The following is a 23280-nucleotide window of genomic DNA, read 5'->3' as shown; positions in this document are numbered from 1 at the left end:
CCCCTGCCGTGTGAATGAGGGACGCTCAGGGGAGCTTCACGATGTGGAGCTCCTGCACCACGCCCTTGCCGTCCGCGGGCTTGGCGAGCACTCCGAGGCGCTTCACGTCGGGCACGACGAAGACGGCGAGCAGCTCCGGAGCCTTCGTGCCCAGGCGCCCCAGCGTCAGCGGGGGCTTCCCCTCGCGGAGGCCCTCCAGGCGTCCGCTGGTGTACTTGAGCTTCATCCCGATCAGGTTGACCTCCAGCTCGTCGCGCCCCGAAGGCCAGCCGATGCCGCGGATGGACGCATACCCGTCGTCCTGGAGGCGCGCCGCCAGCTTGGGGAGCAGCTCCTTCGCGATCTCGTCGAGGCGCTCCACGCACACCGCGTAGTCGCAGACGGTCATCACGTCGCGCTTCCGCCCCTCCTCGTCCGTGAAGAGGATGTCGAGGCGGAAGCCGTCCTCCTTGCGCTGCTCGAGGGGGTAGGCGAAGCCCTTCTTCGTGGCGGAGTAGCCGATGCGCCGCCCGCCGGTCTTGAGGAAGTCCCGCGCCAGCACCTCGGCATCGGAGGGCGCCGCCTCTGCGGGGGCTGCCGGTGTCTCGGGGACCTTCTCCGCGGCGGGCGCAGGCTCCTCGGCGGGCGCCGGGGCTGCCGGAGGCGGGGGCTCTGCGGGCGGGGTGGCGTCGGGCGCTTCGGCCGGGGGCGGAGAACCGCAGGCGGCGAGGAACCCGAGCGCGGCGAGGAGGCGGAAGGCAGGTCGCACCATGTGCCCGTCGTCCGCCTTCAGCGCGGCGAAGTCAACGCGGAATCCGCGCGGGATCTGGGGGCGTCACTCCCGACGGGGCGAGCGGTGCGCCCCCTCGTGGAGACTCAGACGCCGGTCGAGCCGTAGCCGCCCTGGCCCCGCGGTGTCGTGTCGAGCGTGTCGACCCTCCCGAGGTCGGCCACGGCCACTGGACAGAGGACGAGCTGCGCCACCCGGTCGCCGCGGTCCACCGTGAACGGCGCATCGCCGTGGTTGATGAGGAGCACCTTGAGTTCGCCGCGGTAGTCGGGGTCCACCGTCCCCGGCGCGTTGAGCACGGTCACCCCGTGGCGGAGCGCGAGCCCCGAGCGAGGCCGCACCTGTCCCTCGTACCCCACCGGGATCGCCACCGCCCACCCCGTGGGGATCAGCCGCCGCGCGCCAGGGTCGAGGATCACGGGCGCCTCGACGGCTGCGCACAGGTCGAGGCCCACCGCGCCCTCGGACTGGTAAGCCGGGATGGGCACCTCGATCGGACCCACCTGCATGCAAGGGACGTGGACGCGCATGGGGGGCACCTCAGGGCCGCGGGACCACGGTCTCGAGCGGACCGTTGCGCAGCGACTCCAGCGCGGAGTCCGACCAGGCGCGGGCGTGGTCCGAGAAGCCAGCCTCCACCGCCTGCCGCAGGAGATCCAGCGCGTGCTCGACGTTGCCGTCCCTCGCGCTCGCCCGGGCCGCGCCGTAGGCGTCCTCGCCGGCACCGTTGCGCCGGAAGACGGCCTCGTAGAGGCGCGCCGACCACTCGAACGCACCGTGGTCGAAGGCGATCTGCGCCATCTGCCGCGCGTCCTCCTCGGAGAGCGCCTCGACGATGTCGAGCGCGTGCGCCGCGGCCTTCTGCACCTCACCCTGGGCGATGAGGATCTGGATCAGCGGGCCGACCACCTCCTTGCGCTCGTCGCCGGCCACGCGCGCGTCCTCCAGGACGCGCCGCGCCTGGCGCGTGTCGCCGAGGGCCAGCAGGATCGCGCCCGTCAGCGCCGGGTCGGGATCGCCGAGGCGCTTGGCCTGCGCGAGGGCGGTGGAGGCGCCCCGCGGGTCGTAGCCGAGGAGCCGCACCCACGCCATCACCTCGTGGGCCTCGCGCGCTGCCGGGCGCGGCACGCCCTCCTGCGCGAGCACCTCCGCGGCCAGCGCGGCAGCCTCGTCGAGCCGCTCCTCTTCGACCGCCCGCCGTGCCCGGCGCAGGAGCGCCAGGAGATCCCCCGGGACGGGCTCTTCGCGCACCACCGGGCGGGGGCGCTCGAGATCCGCGGGCGTGACCTCCGGCTCGGCGCGGAAGCGCTGGTAGCTGCTGAACGCCGACATGCCGAACAGGAACGCGATCCAGTACTGGTTGTTGACGACGCTGAGCAGCGTCAGGCTGCCGGCGACGAGGAACGAGATGCCAGCCGTGAGCCGCACCCGCTTCGGCCCAAGGGCGTGCTCCAGCACGTGTCCGCCGTCGAAGGGCAGGACCGGGATGAGGTTGAAAACGCCCCAGGCGATGTTCACCCACAGCAGGCAGTCGAGGGCGAACACCGCGAGCGCCGGGACGTTCCAGGTGCCCGGGATGAAGTACTGCGCGAGGAAGATCAGCCCGCCGAAGATGAACCCGGCGAAGGGCCCGGCCAGGCTGATGAAAATGTGATCGCGCCGGCGCAGCGGCAGCACGGCGCGCCAGGTGGTCGCACCGCCGAGGCCGTGCAGCATGATCTCCGGCTCGATGCGGTAGCGGCGGATCGCGAAGGCATGCCCCAGCTCGTGCACCAGCACCGAGACGAACACCACGCCGACCCACACCAGCATGAGGCCGATCTGAAACGGCCCGGAGTGACCGCCGCGGGTCAGCAGGTTCATGTTGAGGATGACCGCCGTGATCCAGAACCAGGGCTGGACCCCCACCGGGATACCGAAGAACCGGAAGCTCAGCACAGGAGTTATTTAGTACGGCAGCGCGCCGCGCGCCTCAATGATCGCCGGTGGTGCAGGCACTGCGGGTGTCACCGGTGGTCTGGTGTGCCGGGGAGCTGCCAGGTAAAGTGGCGCCGCGCGAGGAAACGATGAAAATACCGCGGCCGATCGGGAAGTTCTTGCTGATCGGGACCTGCACCCTGGGAGCCGCGTGCGGCGCGGCAGGTCCAGGGAGCACGGCGGGTTCCGGGACGGCGCCAGGCGAGGGAGCGCACGATGAGGGGGCGCGCGCGCCGCAGGGGGGCATTTTGACCCAGACTTCCGGGGCTGACGCGACCGCCTCTGCCCCCGCTGCCAGCGTTGCCGGCGCAGCCAGCGCTGGCGCGAAGCGCTCTGCCGCGTCGGCGCCCGCACATGGCGATGCCAGACCGTCCGCAGGCGATGCAGGCGGCGGAGAGCGCTCCCCTACGCCGGTCATCCCGCCGAACACGGCCGTCTTGCACATCGGCGATTCGTTCACGCTCGCCGGGTTTGCGCAGGCGCTCAAGCCGCGGATGAAGGCGCTCGGGGCGCGTTACGAGGTGAAGAGCGAGCAGAGCTCCTACACCGTGACCTGGGCGCCGAAGATGGAGCTGCTCGTCGCGAACACGCAGCCCGATCTGGTGATCATCAGCCTCGGCGCCAACGAGGTGGCCAACACCGATCCGCCCGCCCACGGGCCCGCCATCCGGCGCCTGGTGAAGAGCATCGGCAAGCGCCCCTGTGTGTGGGTCACCCCGCCGCTCTGGCGCAAGGACACGGGGATCATCGACGTCATCCGCGAGAACTCGGCGCCCTGCCGGCTCTTCGACTCCGACACCCTGGTGCGCGCGCCCATCCCCCGGCAGTCCGACCACATCCACCCCAACGACGAGGGCGGCGCCGTGTGGGCCGAGGCGTTCTGGAACTGGCTCGAAGCCGAGCGCGCCCGCGACAGCGAGCTCGACGCCGCCGGCCAGCCCGATGCCGGCCGCAGCCCCTGGGCCCTCCGAGCCGGCCCTGCCGAGGAGCACCTCCGCCGCCCCGCCCTCGCCATGCCCTAAAAGACGCGGGCACGCGGGCACGCGGGCGCGGTCGGCCGGTAGGTCGCCCGCTCCCGGATGCGCCGAAGGTCAGCCGCGGAGCCGCGTGGCGCTACGTCTCGCTACGTCTCGCTGCGTGGCGCCTCGCCCGGATCCTGACCGAGGGCCCGGGCGATGGCAGCGCGCACCTCGTGCATCAGCTCCTTGCGCCGGGCGAGATCGTACGCCGTCGTGTCGACCGGCGGCATCAGCGTCACCACCACCCGCTGCCGCCCGTGCACGACGAACCCCTTGGCAGGCAGCACGTGCCGCGTGCCGTCGATCGCCACGGGGAGAATGGGCGTCCCTGTGTCGAGCGCCATCCGGAACCCGCCACTCTTGAAGCTGCCCAGCCGACCATCGCGGCTCCGCGTCCCCTCCGGGGCGATCCAGATACGCGTGCCTTCCTTGAGCTGCGCCATGCTGGCTTGCAGGCTCGCCACCGCCTGCGCGCGGTCGCTCCGATCCACGCGGATGAAGCCTGCCGCGAGCATCGCTGGCCCCCAGAGCGGCACCCGGAACAGCTCCTGCTTGGCCACCATCCGCAGCCGGCCCGGCACCGAACAGTACAGGGCAGGGATGTCGTAGAGGCTCTGGTGGTTCGACATCACGATCAGCGGCCCCGGGTGATCGCCGTGCTCCCGCCCGCGCACCTCGAGATCCACCTCCGCGTCATCGAACAGCTTCCGTGACCACCAGGCGAGGCGCGCGTCGCTCTGCGCGGGGGTGAGCTTGCCGAGCGAGGCGTCCACCAGCGTCGGCACCGTGATCCGCGCCGTGTCGACCAGGCCGAGGAGGGTGTTGCGGACTCCCATGGCGCTACTGCTTGAACCTCTCGCTACAGCGTTCGAGACAGGCCTCTTCCTTGCACTCCGCCGCGCACTCCTGCCAGTTGCTGGGGTCCCAGTTGGGCGCGCCGGCCTCGTCGGAGGGGCGTGGCTTGCTCGACAGGCCCACGCACTCGCTCGCGGGGCTGCAGATCTGGCCGTCCTGGCAGTCGGTGTCGTAGCGGCACCGGACGCAGCGCAGGTCGAAGCAGATCGGGGCCGCCTCGTTCGCTGCGCAGTCGCTGTCGCTCCGGCACACGGGGAACCGGTGCCCTCCGTCACACCCCCCCAGCACGGCGCCCATCCCTGCTGCGCCGAGCACCGCGAGCACCGCCCACACCCCGCCCCACCCGCACGCAAATCGCCAGAGACCTCGCCGGTCGGACCGGCGCCGCGCGTGGTTCACTGCTGCTGCATCACCCGCACCCATCGAGCGGGCGCAGCATACCTCATCCTGTCCCGAGGACGGTCACCACCAGCCGCCGGACGTGCGCCGCCCGCCGGTGCTCCCACAGATAGAGCGCCTGCCAGCGCCCCAGCCCCAGCCGACCCCCCACGATCGGGATCACCTCGCTCGAACGGGTGATGGCGCTACGCAGGTGTCCCGGCATGTCGTCGGGCCCCTCCTCGTCGTGCTCGTAGCCCGACCCCTCGGGCGCGAGCCGGGTCATCCAGCGCTGCAGATCGCGCAGCACCGCCGGATCGGCGTTCTCCTGGATCACCAGGCTCGCGGAGGTGTGCTGCAGAAATACCGTGCAGAGCCCGGTTTTCTTTCCGGCTTCCGCCACGATGCCCGCCACCTCGGCGGTGATGTCGACGAATCCTTGACCGGAGGTGCGGACCTCCAGGGTGCGCTGAAAGACCGTGGAGATGGCGCCCTGTTCGGCTTTGTCGGTGGACGGCACAGCGGAAGCCTAGTGCGGGACTACCTCGCCCCCAAGCGCCTCCACCGCATCCTGCGGAGCGATGTGCGCGACGTTCACGATCAGCCCCGAGCTTGCCCAGTGCGCGAACCAGCCCTGCACCCGCTCCCCGAGCTGCGCCGTCTCCTCCTCGCTCAGCCCGGCCGCGCACAGCTCGCAGGCCGGCAGTAGCGGGACACCGCGCGCGAGCGCGTCGAGCAGCGTGAGCGCGAGGGGGTCGACCTCCATCCAGCGCATGGTGAGATCCCGCCGGAACAGGAGCAGGCACACCGCCTTCAGCGTCACCTCCGGCAGCGCGCTCCCGGCGCGCGCCGCGTCGCGGATCTCGTGCACCGGGTAGGCCAGGCGGAAGCGCCGCAGCAGGGGGTGGAGCACGACGCGCGCCGTGCCCCAGTCTTCCTCGGTCATGACGGCGAGCCGCGCCGGATCGAGCGGCGGCGGCTCGGCGCCGTCGAGCACGTCGATGAACGCATGCTCGTACCGGACCAGCTCGCGGCAGAGCGCCTCCTGCCCCTCGGGGAAGCCGGCGTGGCCCTCCGCGAAGGTGACGATGTCGTCGCCGAGGTCGCGCAGGGTGAAGCTCGCGGGCGGGTGCGCCTGCAGGTAGGCCCTGCAGAACGCCTCGAACGCCGCCGCCCCCAGCAGCGCCCGCAGGCCCGGGTAGTCCTCCTCCAGGGAGCCCAGGTGACGCATCCAGAACTGCCGCCGGTACAGGTCCACCTGCTCGGCGGGCGTGAGCCTGTCGTTCCCCTTCACGTGCTCGGCGCAGCGTGCGGCGAGCCCTGGATCCTCGGCGACAGGCGCCTCTCTCCGGAACGCCTCGCCGAGCATCTCCTGCAGCGCCTCAAGCGGCCCGGGCACGCTCGACCTCGTCGCGGATGGCGCGCGCCTTGTCGGCCTCGGCGAGCAGCGCCTCGAAGGAGGGGATGTCCTCGTCCCACTCGATGAGCGTCGACACCGGCCCGAGGCGCGCGCAGGCCCGGCGGTACAGCTCCCAGACCGGTTCGATCACCGGATCGCTGTGGGTGTCGATGATGTACTTGCCGTAGTTGGTGTGCCCGGCCAGGTGGATCTGGACCACCCTGTGCGCCGGGATGGCGTCCACGTACGTGGCCCCGTCGAAGCCGTGGTTGTAGCCCGAGACGTAGATGTTGTTCACGTCGAGCAGGAGCCCGCAGTCCGCCTCCTCCACCACCCCGGAGAGGAACTCCCACTCCGTCATGGTGCTGGCGGTGTACGTGAGGTAGCTCGACACGTTCTCCAGGAGCAGCGGCACCTCCAGGGTGTCCTGCACCATGCGCGCCCTGCCGGCGACGTGCCGCAGCGCCTCTTCGGTGTAGGGCAGCGGCAGCAGATCGTGCAGGTCGACGCCGTGCGCGCGGGTCCAGCACAGGTGGTCGCTGACCCAGGGCGTTCTGGTGCGCCGCACCAGCTCCTTCAGCCTGCGCAGGTAGTCTCTGTCGAGCGGTTCGCTGCCGCCGATGCACAGCGAGACGCCGTGCTGGATCAGCCGGTAGTCGAGGCCGAGGACCCGGTCGAGGGTCACCATGGGGCGCCCGCCCGGGACCATGTAGTTCTCGCTGATGATCTCGAACCAGTCCACGGCTGGCCGGTTCGTGAGGATGTGCTCGTGGTGCTTGCGGCGCAGTCCCACGCCCACCCCGAGATCGGGGAGGCCCAGCCGCGGCTTCTCGGAGGGAGACATCACGCCGGCCGGAGGAACGGGCCCACCCCGAGGGATGGGGTGGGCCCCTTCGTTCACTTCGCGCCGCTGCAGGAGGCCTTCTCGCCCTCGGCAGCCGGCTCGGCGCCCTCCTTCTTGCCGCCGCAGGAGCCGGCCTTGCAGCCAGACTTCTCGCCGCCTTCCTTGGTGCCGCTGCAGGATGCCTTCTCTGCGCCCTCAGCCGCCGGTGCTTCCGGCGCGGGGGCCGCGGCGTCCGCAGGCGGCGTCGCACCGCCACACCCGGCGAGACCCGCCATCAGACCCGAGATCGCCGTGAACGCCAACGTCTTGCCCATCTTCGTCGCCATCGATACCTCCAAGCAGTGCACTCGTCGCGGAACCACGCGGCCCCCACGGTCGCTCTTGCAGCTTCACGCGGGGCGACCCGAGCCCGTCCCCCCCCGGTGAGGGTTTGGCCGGCATCAGGTGCGCCTGATTCAACCATCAGGAACCGCTTGCTGGCTACCCTGTCGACGTACCTGAGTTCACCGAAGGGAGCAGCCGCACACCCTACGCGCCGCCTCCAGGATGGTTTCACGACAATCGTCGCTGCGGCGCTCGTCGGGGTGCTACCAGGGTGCAGCGCGCCCTCCGCGGGGGGGGCGGACGCGCGGGACCCCCTCGCTTTCAGCGACGGTGCGGACGCTCCTCTCGCCCAGATCGCCGCCGAGATCGAAGCGCTGAACGGCCCTCTCTCCCCGGAAAGCCGGGCGACCTTCCGCGACGTCCTCGCCGACACCCTGGCCAAGGACGCGTACCTCTGCCGCCCCTCGGCGCGTACCGTGCTCCTCGGCGACGCGCCCGAAGGCGAGCGGCACATCGCCGGCGTCATGCCGCACTACGGCATGTTCATGGGCCCGATGAGCTACCTCATCCGCCGCCGCGGCCGCGCCTGGGAAGTGGAGGCCCGCATCGCGGTGACGCTGCCGCGTGACGCCGCCCGCATCGAGCTGCCCGACTGCGGCCTCGCCGAGGAGCCCGGAGGCCGCGCCGAGATCCTCGTCTGCCGCGGCACGCCCTACGCACAGTCGGGGACCACCGAAGCCTGCCCTGGCTCCGGCGAGTTCGCCGCCCGCGCCACTCCCGCTGCCGTCGACGCCTTGCTCGCGCGGTGGTCACGCGAGGCGGAGCAGTACTGGAACCGCGACGCCAGAGCCTTCGGCCTGCCCGTCACCTACGACTTCGCGTTCGTCCTCGCCGACGACGCTCGCGCCCGCGGCTTGCGGGTCGACCTCGACGTCCCGCTCTCGCCCACCTGCGGCCGCACGCCCTACTTCTCCGCCATGCGCAGCGGCTGGTCCCTGCCCGTGGTCGCCCACGAGGTGGGCCACGTCCTCGGCTTGCTCGACGAGTACGAGGCGCTCTCGGGCATCGTCCCCCTCTATCCCAAGACGCCGTTCCCTGGCGCCCACATCAGCCGTATGGGCCTGTCCATGCGCGAGCGCACCCTCGTGCTCCCCCTGCACCACTACCTCGTCCTCCGACGCTACTTCTGCGGCGACCCCGCGACCGTGGACCCCTATGCGCATGCGCTCCGCTGAACGCCTCGGCCCCGCGCTCCTCGCCCTCGCGGCGGCGCTCTCCGGCTGCCAGTGCGGCCCCGAGCCTGGCCCGGCCAGCGACGCCGGGACCGACGCCGGCAGCGCCTCCGATGCAGGGGGCGACGGGAGCGACAGCAACGAACTCGCCGACGCGGCCCTCGTCGAGGAGCCCCTCCCGCCCCCGCCTCCTCCACCCGAGCGCCGCTGTCCCCCCGAGATGGTGCGCGTCGCCCGCAGCTTCTGCGTGGATCGCTACGAGGCGACCCTGGTCGACGTGGACACCGGCGCGGCCCTCTCGCCGTACTACCCACCCTCGCGGCGCCACGCGACCTCCATCGAGAAGCTCTGGCAGACCCAGCGCCTGGAGATGGGCAACGAGGAGGCCCAGGCGATGCCCCTGCCGCCGCTCCCCGCGCACCAGCGCCAGCGCGAGGTCGAGCCGCGCGCCGTCTCCCGCGGCAACGTGGTCCCCCAGGGCTACACGAGCGGCGAGAAGGCTGCCCTCGCCTGCAAGAACGCCGGCAAGCGCCTCTGCGCCATCGAGGAGTGGCGCACCGCCTGCATGGGTGAGCAGGCGCAGCAGTTCCCCTACGGCCCCAAGTTCCAGGGCGGCAAGTGCAACGTCTTCCGCGAGACCCACCCCGCCCTGGTGTTGCACGACGACATGACCCGCGGCCACAGCGACCCCCGCCTGAACCAGGTCCGCCACAAGGGACGCCCCCTGCTCCGCCGCACGGGCGAGACCTCCACCTGCATGAGCACCTGGGAGGGCGACGCCGTGGCCGACATGGTCGGCAACCTCGACGAGTGGGTCGCCGACGACGAGGGCACCTTCGTCGGCGGCTTCTACGCCCGCTCCACGCGCGACGGCTGCATGTCCGCGGTCACCGCCCACACCTTCGACTACTTCGACTACTCCACGGGGATCCGCTGCTGCATGGACCTGCCGGGTGCGGAGGGAAGCGCCCCTCCAGGAGGGTCAGCGCCTGGCACCTGGAGCCCCCTCCCGCCGCCGGGACCTCCGCCGGGATCGTCGCCCGGAGGCACCTCCTCGCCCGTCCTCCCCGGCCCGGGAGGCCCCGGGACCTCGGGCCCGCTCTCTCCCGCTGGCCAGCCGCCCGCTGGAAAGTAGGCCCTCGCGGTAGGGTCCCACGAGGACATCGCGGCCGCCCAACCTGACCGCTCACCCAGGTCCACCAGCCCTCGGTATCCTGGTGACCTGCGTGCGCCCCGGCGACCTGCGCGCGCCCGCCTGGAGCCTCGACATGCGATCTCGTGCCCTCCTCCCCTTGACCCTCGCCTTGCTCTCCGGCGCACCTCACGTCCACGCCGCGCCCCGAGCCAGCGCCGTGTCCGGAGCCAGCGCCGTGTCCGGAGCCAGCGCCGTGTCCGGAGCCAGCGCCGCACCCGCGCGCCTCGCTGCGGCCCTCGCGGCGATCCCGCACCACGCGCCTGTCCGCGGTGGCCTCCCGCTCGCGTTTACCGAGCGCGCCCACGTCGCGTCCCGCCTCACGGCCCGCGGCGGTCTCCTCCCACCTGCCACCCGCGCGCCTGCCACCCGCGCGCCTGCCACCCGCGCGCCTGCCGCCGTGCGCCTCCACGCCCCTCCGACGCCCGCCGATCTCGACGCCCTGCGCGCCGCCGGTGCGCACGTGCACCTGCGCGCCGACGGCTCCCCGCGCGGCCACGGCGACGTGGTCCTCGCCCAGCTCCCCTTCGACGCGATCTCCCGCGTCGCCGCCCTCCCTGCTGTCAGGGAAGTGCGCCTCGACGGCACGCCCGTCCCCGCGCCGCCGCCGCTCGACGTCACGGCCGCCGAGATCCAGGCCGTGGACGCCTGGCGCCCCCGCCCCGAGACGGGCGGCATCACCGGCGAAGGCGTGCTCGTCTGCAACGTCGACACGGGCATCGACGTCTTTCACCCCCTCTTCTTCCGCGCGGACGGCGGCTACCTCGACTGGATCGACATCGACGGCGACGGCCGCTTCACCCCCGGCGTCGACGGCGTCGACCGCGACAGCGATGGCAACCCCGAGATCCTCCGCACCCTGAACAGCCTCGTCACCATGTACTATGACGACGAGCCGATGTTCGGCTCCGACGACCCGGTCTACACCCCGGGCGTCGACTGGCTCTTCGCCGATCTCGACGACAGCGGCGCCCGCGAGTTCGGCCCCGAGGGCGGCTTCACTGAGAACGATCCCAGCTACGGCGAGCCCCTCTACGTCATCGACGACGTGAACCGGAGCGGCGCCCTCGATCCTGGCGAGCGACTCGTGGCGCTGGGTACCTCCAAGATCCGCGCCGTCCTGCTCGACGGCGAGCGCTACGGCCGCGGCGAGAACCTTATCGACGCCCCTCGTACAGGCGAGAGCATCGACCACGGCACCTCCTCCTCCGGCGTCATCGTCGGCGGCGCGATCGGCCTCACCCGCTTCACCGGCATCGCCCCTGACGCCGAGATCATCATGGCCCAGCGCGGCGGCGACGTCGGCGAGATGATGCTCGCCGACGCCTGCATCGAGGAGGGGGCCCGCGTCGTCCTCCACGAGTACGCCTGGTGGATCGGCGAATGGCTCGACGGCTCCGGCGCCTTCGAGAAGCTCGTCGACGCCACCGCGGCGCAGAACGTCGCCCACATCAACCCTGCCGGCAACCTCTCCGGCGGCGACAAGCTCAGCAAACGCCCGCTCCCCCGCGGCGGCTCGGTCACCGCCGCCATCGACGTCTCCGCCGACAACCCCTACGGTCCCTTCAACTACCTCTACACCTCCTGGCTCTGGCGCGAGGCGGCGACCACCTTGAGCTTCACCCTCACCGACCCCACCGGCACCCAGCGGGTGTTCGCCCTCCAGGACGGCGACGACTTCATCTACGAAGACTGGGGCACCGACACCGGCCTCCTCGTGTACGCCGCGCGTGAGGATTCGGAGCGTGGCACCGCCCGCCTCGATCTCTACCTCGTGCCGAGCGGCCCCCTCTCGCCCACGCTCGCCGCGGGCACCTGGCAGGTCGAGGTCACCCACCCTGGCACCGCGGACGGCACCTCCCTCGACCTCATCGGCTTCCTCACCGACGAGCGCTCCGGCTGGGGCCGCGGCATCCACTTCCCCGACCACGTCAGCGAAGATCACCTCATTGGCTACCCTGGCACCGCCGATCACGGCCTCGTCATCGCCGCCTACACGGGCCAGGGCCACTGGGGCGAAGAGCCAGGTGTCCGCGCCTCCTACTCCGGCCGCGGCCACCGCATCGATGGCGAGAAGATCCTCTGGATCAGCGCCCCCGACGACCCCGTCACCAGCGGCTACCGTGAGGGCGAAGAGGCCCGCTACCTCGTCTTCGGCGGCACCTCGGCCGCGAGCCCGCACGTTGCCGGCGCGGCGGCGCTGCTCCTCGCCGCCGATCCCACCCGCACGGGCCTCGACGTGCGCGACGCCATCCGCGCCGGCGCCCTCGTCGACGACATCGTCGGCGAGGTCCCCAGCGACGACTACGGCCACGGCAAGCTGCGCATCTACCGGAGCCTCTTCGGCACGAACCCCAGCGGCGGATACGCTCCCACGCTCTCGCCCATCGCCCGCACCCTCCCTCCCGGCGTCGCGACCACCATCCCCATCGAGGCCTCCGATCCCGACGACCCCCTGGAGACCCTCACCTTCGACGTCGACCGTGACTACGACGGCACCTGGGAGACCGCGCTCCCCGGGCCCGAGCTCCCCATCGACGCCGCCGAGATCGGCCAGCAGACCTTCAAGATCCGCGTGCGCGACAGGGCTGGTCACACCGCCGTCGCCCTCGTGCGCCTCGACATCGCCCCCCTCGACCCGTCCACCTCCGCGCTGGTCGCGGGCGGCGGCTGGGGCTGCGCTCAGAGCAGCGGCGGACGTGACGCCGCATGGCTGCTCGCCGCGCTGGGCGCCTCGTCCACCCTCCTCCGCCGCCGCTTCCGACGCCGCAGTCCGAGCGCCTAGCCTGCCGTCGCGCGGTCCGGCGACGGCACAGGTCCGCTCTGCCAGCGACCGCGGAGGGCGCGCACCTCGGGCGAGCGCACGCTCTCGCGCACGGTGACGCCGAGCGGCTGCACCCCGAGGAAGAACCCCAGGCACAGGAGCGCGCCGATCTTGCTGACGGTCCCGAACACCGGCGGCCACAGCGCGACCGCCGTGCATGCGGCGCACACCACCACCGTGGCCAGCGCGAACGCCGCGCAGCGCAGCATCCGCGAGCGCGCCCAGGCCTGGGGATCGAGGGTCGACAGGAGCCGCGGCGCGGAAGGCTCCTCGCCCCCGAGCCACACCGTCGCCCCCTCGCGGATCTGTGCCTCCACGGTCCGCGAGTAACCCCGCGCCTTCCGCGCGTGCGGGTAGGCCTCGGCGAAGCGCTCCTCCGACGGGCATGCCGCGGCAGCCGCCTGCTCCTCTGCCGACAGCCACACCTGCCCGTCGATGGCTGGCGCCACCGTGACTTCCCGACCGCCGTCCTCCAGCGCCACGGCCCCGCCGTAGATCTCTCCGCCGTAGGACTTGTCGTGGAACACGATCTCCTCGCGCCCGCCCCCCTCGGCGCCCGCGCGTCCCACCTGCTCCACCCGGTGACCTGCGAGCGCCCCCGAGCGCCCTTTGCCGCGCACCACCCGCCCCCGGCGAAAAGGCCCGAGCGCCCGTGTCTTCCGCGCGATCGCGCCGAGATCCTTCAGCGCGGCCGCCGCCACGAGCAGGGTGTTCACCCACAGGATCGCCAGCGCGATCCACCCCATGATCTCCCGGGTCAGCATCCGCTCAGGCGCTCACCGCCTCGGCCTCGGCGCGCCGCACTGCGCGCGGCGCGAGTTCCGCGCGGACCACCGCCTGCTCGGAGGCCGCCACGTCCCGCTTCTCGGGCCGGTTCCACCGCAAGAGGAACGTCTTCAGCAGGTAGAGCACCATGCTGCGCTCATCGAGTGACCCATCGATCCGCGGCACCACCTCGCGCCGGTGCGCCTCGGCCAGCGTCGACCAGTGCATCCCCGCTCGGTTGTGGTGGATGGTGTGGTAGCCGTTGTTGCACATGATCCAGTTGAACGCGCGCCCCACGAAGTTGCGCGAGTGGTTCCACTCGCTCGTCGTGTCGCACCCGTCGTGCTGGATCAGGTTGATGCGCAGGATCCCCCGCGCCCCCCAGAGCTGAGGGATGACGATGAAGAACAGCGTCGTCCACACGTCGACCAGCATCAGCGCCCCGGTCAGCCCAAACGCGACCACCGACTCCATCTGGTACTGACGGCGGAACTCCCCGCGCCCGAACAGGCTCCCCCACCGCTTCACCCCGTCGAAGGTGTTCGGCCCCGCCACGTTGGGGAAGTGCAGCAGGTTGAGCAGGTGCCACCGGAAGCTCACGTGCTCCGGCGCTGCCCAGTCGGGCTGACCATCGTCGTCGAAGTGGTGGTGCACCAGGTTGTGCGATGGGATGTTCGCCGACGCCGGATAGAGCGCCCCGAAGCTCAGCACGCACCGCCAGAGCATGTTGAGGCGCCGGCTGTGGAAGATGCCCTGGTGCAGGTGGTTGTGGATCACCACCGTGTTGAGGAAGCTGAAGTAGCAGGCCGCCCCCAGGAACAGCACGTTCCGGCACCGCTCCTCCACGAACATCGCCGCGAGCAGCCCCAGGTAGACCCCGACGATGCCCACCTGACGCCACTCCGCCGGGTGCTTCACCAGCCAGGTCTCGCGGTGGGTCTTCCCGGCAGTGGTCGGGCGTTCGCCCTCTCGCGCGGAGTTTGTCGAAGGCATACGGGCCGTGGTCGCCACGCCCGCTGGTTAACACCAGTCCGCCCGCCGAACAATCTGCGCCGGTGGACGCCTTCGTGCTCCAGGCTGCCATTCCTGGAAACTCCTCTTTGGTGCCTTCAAGCTGCGAATATTGCTACGCAATACGTAGAAGATCTTGCGCACATGGAGGAAAGAAAGCTGCCTCCCTGCTCTGCCATGGACGAGCTACCCCGCCTGAGATAATCAGGAGCCTCCTGATGTAATGCACATCGACGATACAGCGTGGGCGTCCTGGGGGGGGAGACGTTGCACCTGGTCGGGGTTCGAAGGTCAATCCGAGCGGGGACTGGCCGAGAGCTTCGACAGTGAGAAGAGGCGGCGCCGACGAGGTACCGCCTTGTGAAGCGACGAGGAGGCACTTCCGTGACCGCCATTGTCTCGACCCTGAAGTCTCTTCCTTTCACCCAGCTCCGGCGCAACCGCTACTTCTACCTCTGGTACGACGGCTTCTACGCCGCCGTCTGCGCGACGCTGCTCCTCGCGATGTACTTCAGCGGCCACCAGCCGCTCATCCCGGTGTGGGACCACCGCTACTGGCTCCTGCTCCCCCTCGCGTGTCACGCGCAGATCCTGTGCAGCGTGTACATCCACAACGCGACGCACAACAACTTCCCCCGCTCGGTGAACCGCCTCGTCGGTGAGCTGTGCGGCGTCGTGGTGCTCACCCGCTTCGCCTCCTGGGAAGTGATCCACCAGCGCCACCACCGCTACTCCGACGACGTGGAGAAGGACCCACACCCCGTGGGCCCGAGCTACTGGCGCTTCCTCATCGACACCATCGTCAACGTCGAGCGCCAGCTCCAGAAGATCTACTTCGACCTCTACGGCGAATCGCCCGAGACCCGCCGCTACGAGAAGAACCGCGCCTACGTCAGCTACGCGACGAACATCTTGCTCATCGCCACCTGGTACGTCTTCCTCGGACCGCTGGCGTTTTTCCTCCTGTTCGTGCCGGCGTCCGTGGTGGGCTTCTTCCACCTGGTGCACTTCAACTGGTCGACGCACAACGCCTTCTCGAAGGACGGCGACTTCAAGCCGGTGAACCTGAACCACGGCTACTACCGCATCGGCAACTGGCTCTGGCACGGCATCTACATGCACGCGAACCACCACAAGCGCGCCGGCATGTTCAACCCCGCCAAGATGACCCCGAGCCTCCCCATCACGCCTCCTCCCTCCTCCTGATCGACGCGCGCGGTCCCCGCGCCCTTGCCTCGGTCGCCGCGCGACGAAGCCGCGGCGGTGGTAGCGTCGGCCCGATGCGACGTTTGCCTCGCGCCCTCGCCACCGTCCCCCTCCTCGTCCTCGCGGCTCCTGGCTGCTCGACCACCGTCAAGGAGACCCAGGCGCCGTGCGCATCCCCCGGCCCCATCAGCGTCTCCACGGTCATCACGACCTGCGCGACCATCCTCTTCGGCGAGATCGTGTTCGACCCGCCGCCTGCCTCGCTCGACAAGGCCGTGATCGACGTCAGCGTCTACGAGTACGACCCGTTCCTGGCCGACGGAGACGCCGACCTCCTGGCCACGGACCGGCTCCTCGCCCCCGAATCCTCCCCCCTGCTCTACGCGATCTGCGTCCCCTCCTGGAACGACGGCCTGAAGCACTACCTCTCCCTGCAGGCCGACATGAACGGGAGCGGCACACACGACTGTCCCGACTACGGGAACCGCGACTTCAACGCCATCAAGGAGCGCAACGACGTGGTCTCCGTGGTGCTGATCCCCCTGAGCCGAGCTCCCGGTGAGGACTGCCCGGCGCCGTGAGCCGCGAACGCGGGCCGTACGACGCGGCACTCTGCCGGACCTCGGGCCCGTGGGAAACGGGTGGTGCCTGTTGCTACAAGGACGCGCCGCTCGGCAGGGGCGTGAAGCAGGCGTCAACCGGCGGGGGCGCGGTGCGGCGCTCCAGCGCCAGGGCAGCGAGCCGCAGGCCGGCTGCCTCGTAACGCTTGAGGGCGTGCGTTTTCATGCCCATCGCTTCGAGGCAGAGCCCCTCGCGCTCCGGCCAGGGCAGCGCGCGGTAAATGCGCCGGCTCCGCTCCAGGAGGTCGCGCCTGCCCGTGCCGCGTCCAGTCCGGGAAAGAACCTCCGCCTCGACGAGCACGCTGCCAGTGCGCGCGATGGAGGCGTCGAGCGCCCGCTCGGCCGAGGCGACATCGCCGCCAACCTGGATGATGCGCCAGAGGTCGAGGCCCCGGATGCGCGCCGCGTCGCCCGGGAGGTGACGTTCTTCTGCCGCAGAGAGGGCTTCCTCGAAGAGCGAGGGCAGCTCGTCGACGGTGCCCAGGCGGAGCGCCGCGACGCCGAGGCGATGGACGCAGGGCGGAATCAGCTCGGGTGCACCGCGACGGGCCAGCGTGAGCGCCCCCTCTGCTTCGGCGCGCGCCCTGTCCTCGGCGCCGGAGCGACCGAGGAAGTCATCGGCAAAGAGAAGCGCCGCGTGGATGCGGGACCATGGCGGATCCTCCGGGGCGACCTCGGAGACTTGCGCTGCCAGCGCTTCGAGCTCCGCGTCGAGCTGCTCGCCTCGGCGCCCATCCAGCAATCCTGCCTCGACGGCCGCCCGGATCGCGTCGATCTTCGCGCGGATGCGGTTGCGCTCGTGCTCGTGGCTGGGGGCATGGTGCCACGGCCCGAGAGGTTCCATCAGGCTCGCGATGGCCTCAGCATCTCCGCGTGAGCAACGAATGCGCATCCGGAGCGGATCGACGTCAGAAATGAAGGAGGGGGAGAGCGTCTCCAGGGCCTGTTCGAGCTCGCCGCGCCAGAAGGTGAGGCTTGCCAGGCGGAGCATGAGCATGGAGGTCACGTCCTTGAGATCGTCTGCGGCGCTTGCTATCAGCATCGCGCGGAGGTGCTGCTCCGACTCTGTCCAGTGCCCTTTGCTGAGCAGGATCTCGGCTTCGAGGAGACGTCCACGGAACCTGTTGACTGTGGACGCCCACGGTCGTGAGGCGACCTGAGCAAGCTCGGCGCTGGCTCCCTGGATGTCCTCTCGGTACCAGAGCGTGAAGGCAAGGTTCAAGCGCTGACGCTGCGCCTGGGGCGTGTCGTCTCGGTACTCCACGGCGAGCGCGAGGGCTTCTCTCACGGCGTCGATATCGCTGTTCCGGCCGTCGCGCAGGTCACCCAGGATGGTGCCGTAAATGTCCTCGACGCGATCGCGAACGGGTTCGAGGACGTGGAGCGCATCGCGGAGCCGCCGCGGCTGCTCCTCTGGGGTGAGGAATGTCGCGCTCAGGTGGAGCGACATGGCCAGTACCACCAGGTCCTCGGGCGAGAGATGCTTCTTCGCGCGGAGCAGCGCGATGCCTCGATCGAGAGCGCGCCTTGCCTCTCCCAGATGAGCGAGCTTGAACAGCTCCGTCGCGAGCTGAAGGAGCTGCTCCGCATCTCCCTTCTCCTCCTTGAGGGCTTCCTGAATCTGGCTCACGCGCGCTGGCACGCGCCGGACCACCTCCACCGCGGCTCGCCCATCCACGATCGCGAGCGCATCGCGAAAGGAGTAGCCGTCGGGGGCTTCATGCGCGAACTGCCGGTGGACGTGAGGCCCGTCGAGCCGGAGGACGAACCGACCCCGCTGCTTCCGGAGCTTGTCCCGGTGCAGGTTCAGTGCTGCGATGGCGGCTGCTGCGTCGCTTCCTACATGTAGAACGAGCGTTCCCGCGCGCGTGGCCTCTGGCGAGGCGAACATGCGCATCACCTCCTCACCCGTGGCGAGCGGGACTTCATGCAGCGGTGGAGGACATAGCTCGTGTTCGAGCAGCTTCTTTGCCTCGGGCCACGTGGTCTCGTCCGCCACGAGGATCACGAAGCGCCCACCATGGCGGAGCGCTGCCAAGAGGGCCTGGATCTGCTGTTCGTCCTCTCGCAGGAGCTGGCGTGCTGCCTCGGTCACTTCCTGTCGAGCCACTGCCAGAGCAACGGCGCCACGTCGAACCAGATGGCGTCATGGTTGTATTCGAGCACCACCGAGCGCCGCATATAATCGAGCTGGTCCGGATTGCTCAGAGCGTGCGTCGCATGGATCTCGCGCAGTGCTTCGCGGTCCGCCGGGTAGAGCGTCCGGGCCAGCTTGTTCCTCTCCTCGACCAGCACATCCTCGAAAGTGACGGCGTCCACGGTGTCCTGCCCGTAGAGGTACGACGCCTGGATGGCGGCGGTCCTCAGCAGGTAGAAGAACTCGCGCAGGACCCCTCCGGAGTAGACCGCCGCCTCGTCGACGACACCGGGCTCGAAAAGCTGCGGCTCGACGCGCGCGGCGAGCACGCGGCGCAGCAGATCGATGCCGTGGGGGTCGGCGGCGCCCAGGGGGTCCTTGGCTGCCTCCTTCTTCAGCACCTGCACCGGGCGCAGGTGGATCACCTTGCGACCCAGCGGTGTGCTGGAGCCGCCGAAGGTGATCGAGGGAGGGACGGTCACGAGGAGGGGTACTTGAGGGGCGAGGAATGCGCCCAGGTTGGTGTCGAACATCTCGCGGAGCTGCGCCTCGTGCTGCACCTTCTCGAGATCATCCACGGCGACGAGCACCCGGGCGGGAAGGCCCGCATGCCCCAGGGCAGTGCGGAGGTCATCGACGAGGGCGTCGATGAGATCCACGAGCACGCTTCCCTGCGTCTCGGCGAAGTTGCGGAACTCCTTGCGCCTCGCCTCGTCGACGTTCAGCTCCTGCCGCAGCTTCACAAAGAACAGATCGAATTCGAGCCCGAACTTTCCGCTCCTGGCCACCTGCGCGTCGGGCCCGTAGAGGGCCGTGTTCATGCGCTGCAACAGGTCCAGCCACCTGTCCTTCTTGTCGAAAGCCGTGAGTGCTTCCGTGCTGCTGGCACGGCGGTACAGCTCGCTGGCGATGAGAAACAGGAGGTGATGGGAGGTAAGGCTCGGAAGGGCCGTAGGCTCGACGGCGAACTGGACGACGTAGAACCGTTTCTGGATCTCGGGATCGGCGAGTAGCCGCTTCAGCTCGGTGCTCTTGCCGCTGCCCAGGTGCCCCGACAGGAGGTAGCGATCGCTGTCCCGGGAGTTGAGGAGCTGCGCGCGCAGCTCCGCGAGAGGCGCCAGTTTGCGTCCGCTGTGCGCCAGCACCTCCGGCCGAACATACCAGGGACTGTCAGGCTCGATCGGCTCCGGCTGGAGGACGTCGATGGCTTCGTTCAGCGATGCGGCGAGACCCACGGGAGCGACACTTTACGCTCCGCCGTGAGGTGGGTCCACGTGGCTCGGGGGCGCAGTGCTGGGCTCAATGGCTGATTTGCTGACGCACTCTCGCGCGCTCACTCGTAAGCTTCGGACGGCTTCGGCGGGGCAGGCCCCGGCGACGTTTCCGGCTTCCTCGGCGCCTTCTTCTTCGCGCTGGCGTCTGCCCCGGTGCCCGCATCGGTGGGGCTGCCCGCGTCGGTCGCGGGAGTTGCCGCGTCCGCGCCAGCGTCACCTGCGCCAGCGTCACCTGCACCAGCGTCACCCGCGCCGGCGTCCGCGCCAGCCGTCGGCGTCGCGGCGTCGGTCCCGGCGTTGGCGGCGGCTGCCGTGTCGGCTCCGGCGGCGGGAGGCACCACGGGAGGCGCGGCAGCAGGCGCTGCGCTACCGGCGGTGAGGCCAGGGTCGGTCCAGCAGTCGGTCTTCGGCGGGGGCGGGAAGGTCAGCTTGCGCGAGGAAGCGTCGCCGCGGCGGATGGTGAGCTTCTCCGTCTTGTAGACGGTGGCGTTGCCGCACTCGAAGCTCGGGGCTTCGCCCTTCGGGTCGCCAGCCTTGACGGCGGCCTGGGGGGCGGGCTCGTTCTCGCACTGGGCCCAGGTGACCTCGACCTCGTCGTTGGCGTCAGGGACGAGGACCATGCTGGGAGGGGCGCTGTCCTGGCGGCGGCCGTCGAGGATGGTCTTGCCCACGAGGTCGCCGCCGTCGGTCACGGTCACCTGCACGGGGTGCCGGAGGCTGCCGCGCATGCGCGTCTTCGCAGCGCCCATGTCGTAGTCGACGCAGACGGGCTCGCCCTCGATGGGGGAAGGGGTGGGGGGGCCGCCGCAGCCGGTGACGCCGAGGAGGGCGAACAGTGCGGTCGGCAGGAAGAATGAAGGGGGGAAGGCTGCGCGGCTCGTCACAGGGGGCAAACAGTTGAGCCCCGAGCAGCTTGAGTCAAGCGATCTTGGTCTTGCCGAGCTTCAGGATGCGGTCGAAATGCTCCTTGGAGACCGGGACCACGCTGAGGCGCGAGCGCTTGAGGAGCGCGATCTCGGCGAAGGCCGGGTCGTCGCGGATGGTGTCCAGGGAGACCTGGACCTTGAGGGGGGCGACGGGCTCCACGTCGACGGCGCTCCAGTCCTCGTCGGGGGCGCTGGGGTCGGGGTAGGCCTCGCGCTTGATGCGGGCGACGCCGGCGACCGATTTGCCGTCGTTCGAGTGGTAGAAGAGGGCCAGGTCGCCGATCTTCATTTCCCGGAGGTTGTTGCGGGCCTCGTAGTTGCGCACGCCGTCCCACCGGGTCTGGCCGTCCTTGACCAGCTGGGCGAAGGAGTACTTGTATGGCTCGCTCTTCATCAGCCAGTAGCGGCGGGTGGCCATCGCGGCGGCCACCCTAGCACCGGCCGGTCAAGAGCTGACCGGCAAAGCGTCGCGAGCGCCCCGCGGCCAGGGAGGCCGACCGAGGAATCCTCTCGGATGTCGAGGGAGGCCGACCGACGACGTGGGGCGCGCAGCAGCGTTGCCGGTCAGCTCTTCAGTCGGTGATCACGATCCGGGTACCGTCGGGTACGAGGCGCGCCACTTCGTCGATCTCGTCGTCGTCGAGGGCGATGCACCCCAGGGTCCAGTCGGAGAGCTTGTGGTCGCCGGCCAGCTCCGGGCTGCCCACGCCGTGGATGCCGATCCCGAAGCCGATGCCGCGACCCTTCGGGATCTCGCCGCGGCGCTTGCTCTCGGCGTACCGGACGCGGTCCTCGTCGTTGGGGTAGCTGACCGTGAGGAACTGGTGGAAGAGACCCTTGATGCGGCCCTGGACCCGGTAAGTGCCCACGGGGGTGCGCTTGTCTCCCTGGTAAAGCTTGGGTCCCGCGCCGCCAGGGCCGATCGCGACCTTGTACGACTTCACGACCTGGGTGTCCGCGAGGAGCTGCAGGGTGTGGTCGCTCTTGTCGATGCGGATCTCGGTGATCTTGGGGCGGCGGGGAGCGGGCTTGCTTTTGGTGCCGGCGGTGCCGGCAGCGAGCGCCCCGAGGGCCGGGAGGGTGAGGGAAGTGGCGAGCAGGAGGGCGGCGGCGAGGGCTCGGCGAGAGGTCAGCATGCACGGACATCGCGTCCGGTCGTCCGGGTGTGACGCCGACCTGGCAGTTCGATAGATTTTCGATCGCCTGTCACACTCCGGGCACGTCGGCCGATGACAGGGGGATGAGCACCACGATGGCCGTCGAACCCTCCGTCGGAGGACGCAAGAAGCTGGGCATGGCGCCGGACGCGTCGGGCGCGTCGAGCGCGTCGGGCGCGTCGAGCGCGTCGGGCGCGTCGGGCGCGTCGGATGGTTCGCCCGAGCGGCAGGGCGGGGGGGATGCGGAGCCGCTGGCGAACCCGGCGCTGCGGCGGGCGCTCCAGGAGTTCGTGCGGCGGCGGGTGGCGGCGACGGACGTGGACGATGTGGTGCAGACGGTGCTCTGCGAGGCGCTGGCGGCGGAGGGGCGGCCGCAGGATCCAGAGGAGCTGCGCCGCTGGGTGATGGGCATCGCGCGCCACAAGGTGGTGGATCAGCACCGGCGGGGGATGCGCGAGCAGGTGGTGGAGGCTCCGGAGGTGGCGGCGCCGCCGTCGGCGATCGAGGCGCGGGCGCTGGCGAGCTGGGCGGAGCGTCAGGCGGAGGCGACGCGGGAGGGGAAGCAGACCCTGGCGTGGATGGCGCGGGAGGGCGAGGGGGAGAAGCTTGAGACGATCGCGGCCGAGGAGCGGGTGCCGCCGGCGCGGGTGCGGCAGCGGGTCTCGCGGATGCGGAAGTGGATGCGGGAGCGGTGGATGGCCGAGCTGGCGGCGGTGGCAGCGCTCGCGGTGGTGGCGATCCTGATCGCGCGCGCGCTGCGCGACGAGGTTCCCGAGGTGGCGCCCCTGCAGGATCCGACCATCGCGCCGGAGCCGCCGAGGACGCCGGAGCTGCTGGAGCTGCCGGTTGCGCCCGAGCCGCGCGATCGGGCGCGGTTGCTCAGGGCGGCGGCGCTGGAGGCGTGCGGCCGGGAGGCCTGGGACGAGTGCGTCGCGGGGCTCGATGAAGCTGCGGCGCTGGATCCAGTGGGCGACGGCGCGCCGGAGGTGGCAGAGGCGCGCGCGAGGGCGGAGGAGGCGCGCAAGAAGACGCTGGAGGACGGGAAGACGCTGGATCGGACGCTGGATCAGAAGCTCGATCAGACAACGGAGAAGTCGGCGCCGCAGCCCAAACCGCGGGCGCCGATCGCGCCGAGCCCGAAGCTCGCGCCGAGCCCGAAGCCCGAGGCGAAGGCACCCGTGGTGGGGCCATCGTCCAGGAGCGCGACGCCGCAGGCGCGAGACGAGGATCTGCTCAAGAAGAAGAAGGTCGAGGAGGAGGCGCGCAGGAAGAAGGACGCCGGGAAGCCGCTCAAGAAGCCGGTGCGCTCCTCCGGGAAGCAGGCGGTCCCGATACCCGAGGGGGTCGACTGAAGCGCTGATCCGGAGAGGC

General features: G+C 70.7%; 23 protein-coding genes. 7 read left to right on the top strand and 16 right to left on the bottom strand.

Translation table 11 applies throughout. The features are described 5' to 3' along the window. Positions 1 to 25: 25 nt before the first annotated feature. The 3 genes from CAP_RS52880 to CAP_RS35870 all read right to left on the bottom strand — a co-directional run bounded on the left by CAP_RS52880 (position 26) and on the right by CAP_RS35870 (position 2707). Positions 26 to 751: a hypothetical protein gene (locus tag CAP_RS52880; RefSeq protein ID WP_052376585.1), complete on the bottom strand. Its 726-nt coding sequence runs from the start codon at positions 749 to 751 to the stop codon at positions 26 to 28. A 104-nt stretch (positions 752 to 855) separates the two neighbouring features. Then, entirely contained in the window at positions 856 to 1299 is a 444-nt protein-coding gene (gene dut, locus CAP_RS35875) for a dUTP diphosphatase (protein ID WP_044249230.1), read from the bottom strand. Between the two features lie 10 nt (positions 1300 to 1309). Beyond that, positions 1310 to 2707, bottom strand: coding sequence for a site-2 protease family protein (locus CAP_RS35870; protein WP_044249227.1), 1398 nt, complete (start codon positions 2705 to 2707; stop codon positions 1310 to 1312). Positions 2708 to 3183: 476 nt separating this feature from the next. On the opposite strand from CAP_RS35870, the gene CAP_RS35865 reads away from it, so the two are divergent. Beyond that, a complete protein-coding gene (locus CAP_RS35865; RefSeq protein ID WP_052376583.1) occupies positions 3184 to 3768 on the top strand; it encodes an SGNH/GDSL hydrolase family protein in 585 nt (194 codons plus the stop codon). Between the two features lie 101 nt (positions 3769 to 3869). Here CAP_RS35865 and CAP_RS35860 read toward each other — a convergent pair whose 3' ends face one another. The 6 genes from CAP_RS35860 to CAP_RS35835 form a co-directional block, all read right to left on the bottom strand. After that, positions 3870 to 4601, bottom strand: coding sequence for a lysophospholipid acyltransferase family protein (locus CAP_RS35860; RefSeq protein ID WP_044249224.1), 732 nt, complete (start codon positions 4599 to 4601; stop codon positions 3870 to 3872). A gap of 4 nt (positions 4602 to 4605) precedes the next feature. After that, positions 4606 to 4953 carry a hypothetical protein gene (locus CAP_RS35855; protein WP_044249222.1) on the bottom strand — a complete coding sequence of 116 codons (348 nt, stop codon included), beginning with the start codon at positions 4951 to 4953 and terminating at the stop codon, positions 4606 to 4608. Positions 4954 to 5062: 109 nt separating this feature from the next. After that, positions 5063 to 5485, bottom strand: coding sequence for a secondary thiamine-phosphate synthase enzyme YjbQ (locus CAP_RS35850; protein ID WP_044249266.1), 423 nt, complete (start codon positions 5483 to 5485; stop codon positions 5063 to 5065). Between the two features lie 42 nt (positions 5486 to 5527). Continuing rightward, on the bottom strand, positions 5528 to 6397 hold the full coding sequence (locus CAP_RS35845) for an HvfC/BufC N-terminal domain-containing protein (protein ID WP_231511897.1): 870 nt from the start codon (positions 6395 to 6397) through the stop codon (positions 5528 to 5530). After that, complete coding sequence (gene bufB / locus CAP_RS35840) at positions 6381 to 7241, bottom strand: MNIO family bufferin maturase (protein WP_044249263.1); 861 nt, start codon at positions 7239 to 7241, stop codon at positions 6381 to 6383. Before bufB ends, CAP_RS35845 begins: the two co-directional genes overlap by 17 nt. 53 nt (positions 7242 to 7294) lie before the next feature. After that, positions 7295 to 7567: a hypothetical protein gene (locus CAP_RS35835; protein WP_044249221.1), complete on the bottom strand. Its 273-nt coding sequence runs from the start codon at positions 7565 to 7567 to the stop codon at positions 7295 to 7297. Positions 7568 to 7714: 147 nt separating this feature from the next. Here CAP_RS35835 and CAP_RS35830 point away from each other — a divergent pair, with 147 nt between their 5' ends. The 3 genes from CAP_RS35830 (at position 7715) to CAP_RS35820 (ending at position 12774) form a co-directional block, all read left to right on the top strand. Further along, positions 7715 to 8800 carry a hypothetical protein gene (locus CAP_RS35830; protein WP_231511896.1) on the top strand — a complete coding sequence of 362 codons (1086 nt, stop codon included), beginning with the start codon at positions 7715 to 7717 and terminating at the stop codon, positions 8798 to 8800. Next, a complete protein-coding gene (locus CAP_RS35825; protein WP_156041452.1) occupies positions 8787 to 9932 on the top strand; it encodes an SUMF1/EgtB/PvdO family nonheme iron enzyme in 1146 nt (381 codons plus the stop codon). Before CAP_RS35830 ends, CAP_RS35825 begins: the two co-directional genes overlap by 14 nt. A 133-nt stretch (positions 9933 to 10065) precedes the next feature. Further along, on the top strand, positions 10066 to 12774 hold the full coding sequence (locus tag CAP_RS35820) for a S8 family serine peptidase (RefSeq protein WP_156041451.1): 2709 nt from the start codon (positions 10066 to 10068) through the stop codon (positions 12772 to 12774). Here the strand turns inward: CAP_RS35820 and CAP_RS35815 are convergent. After that, positions 12771 to 13577, bottom strand: a complete 807-nt coding sequence (locus CAP_RS35815; protein ID WP_044249215.1) for a hypothetical protein — start codon at positions 13575 to 13577, stop codon at positions 12771 to 12773. The two genes, CAP_RS35820 and CAP_RS35815, sit on opposite strands and share 4 nt — an antisense overlap. Before the next feature lie 4 nt (positions 13578 to 13581). Next, positions 13582 to 14571: a fatty acid desaturase family protein gene (locus tag CAP_RS35810; protein WP_231511895.1), complete on the bottom strand. Its 990-nt coding sequence runs from the start codon at positions 14569 to 14571 to the stop codon at positions 13582 to 13584. Positions 14572 to 14973: 402 nt separating this feature from the next. Here CAP_RS35810 and CAP_RS35805 point away from each other — a divergent pair, with 402 nt between their 5' ends. Beyond that, positions 14974 to 15795 carry a fatty acid desaturase family protein gene (locus CAP_RS35805; RefSeq protein WP_044249213.1) on the top strand — a complete coding sequence of 274 codons (822 nt, stop codon included), beginning with the start codon at positions 14974 to 14976 and terminating at the stop codon, positions 15793 to 15795. A gap of 74 nt (positions 15796 to 15869) precedes the next feature. After that, complete coding sequence (locus CAP_RS35800; RefSeq protein WP_156041450.1) at positions 15870 to 16376, top strand: hypothetical protein; 507 nt, start codon at positions 15870 to 15872, stop codon at positions 16374 to 16376. 73 nt (positions 16377 to 16449) lie between these two features. On the opposite strand, the gene CAP_RS35795 is transcribed toward CAP_RS35800, so the two are convergent. From CAP_RS35795 to CAP_RS35775, 5 genes are all read right to left on the bottom strand, one after another. Then, positions 16450 to 18525, bottom strand: coding sequence for a hypothetical protein (locus tag CAP_RS35795; protein WP_197041500.1), 2076 nt, complete (start codon positions 18523 to 18525; stop codon positions 16450 to 16452). Next, positions 18507 to 19787: a hypothetical protein gene (locus CAP_RS35790; protein ID WP_044249205.1), complete on the bottom strand. Its 1281-nt coding sequence runs from the start codon at positions 19785 to 19787 to the stop codon at positions 18507 to 18509. Before CAP_RS35790 ends, CAP_RS35795 begins: the two co-directional genes overlap by 19 nt. 98 nt (positions 19788 to 19885) lie before the next feature. Next, positions 19886 to 20710 (bottom strand): hypothetical protein, encoded by an 825-nt coding sequence (locus CAP_RS35785; protein WP_044249203.1) that lies wholly within the window; start codon positions 20708 to 20710, stop codon positions 19886 to 19888. A gap of 34 nt (positions 20711 to 20744) precedes the next feature. Next, positions 20745 to 21170 (bottom strand): EVE domain-containing protein, encoded by a 426-nt coding sequence (locus CAP_RS35780; protein WP_044249201.1) that lies wholly within the window; start codon positions 21168 to 21170, stop codon positions 20745 to 20747. Between the two features lie 154 nt (positions 21171 to 21324). Next, positions 21325 to 21888, bottom strand: a complete 564-nt coding sequence (locus CAP_RS35775; RefSeq protein WP_052376581.1) for a L,D-transpeptidase family protein — start codon at positions 21886 to 21888, stop codon at positions 21325 to 21327. A 104-nt stretch (positions 21889 to 21992) separates the two neighbouring features. On the opposite strand from CAP_RS35775, the gene CAP_RS55355 reads away from it, so the two are divergent. Further along, a complete protein-coding gene (locus CAP_RS55355) occupies positions 21993 to 23261 on the top strand; it encodes an RNA polymerase sigma factor (RefSeq protein WP_063748801.1) in 1269 nt (422 codons plus the stop codon). The last annotated feature ends 19 nt before the right edge of the window (positions 23262 to 23280 follow it).

The organism is Chondromyces apiculatus DSM 436 (assembly GCF_000601485.1).
GTDB classification, from domain to species: Bacteria; Myxococcota_A; Polyangia; order Polyangiales; family Polyangiaceae; genus Chondromyces; species Chondromyces apiculatus.
Note: the sequence above shows the minus strand (reverse complement) of the source record. Positions and strands in the feature narration are given on the sequence as shown.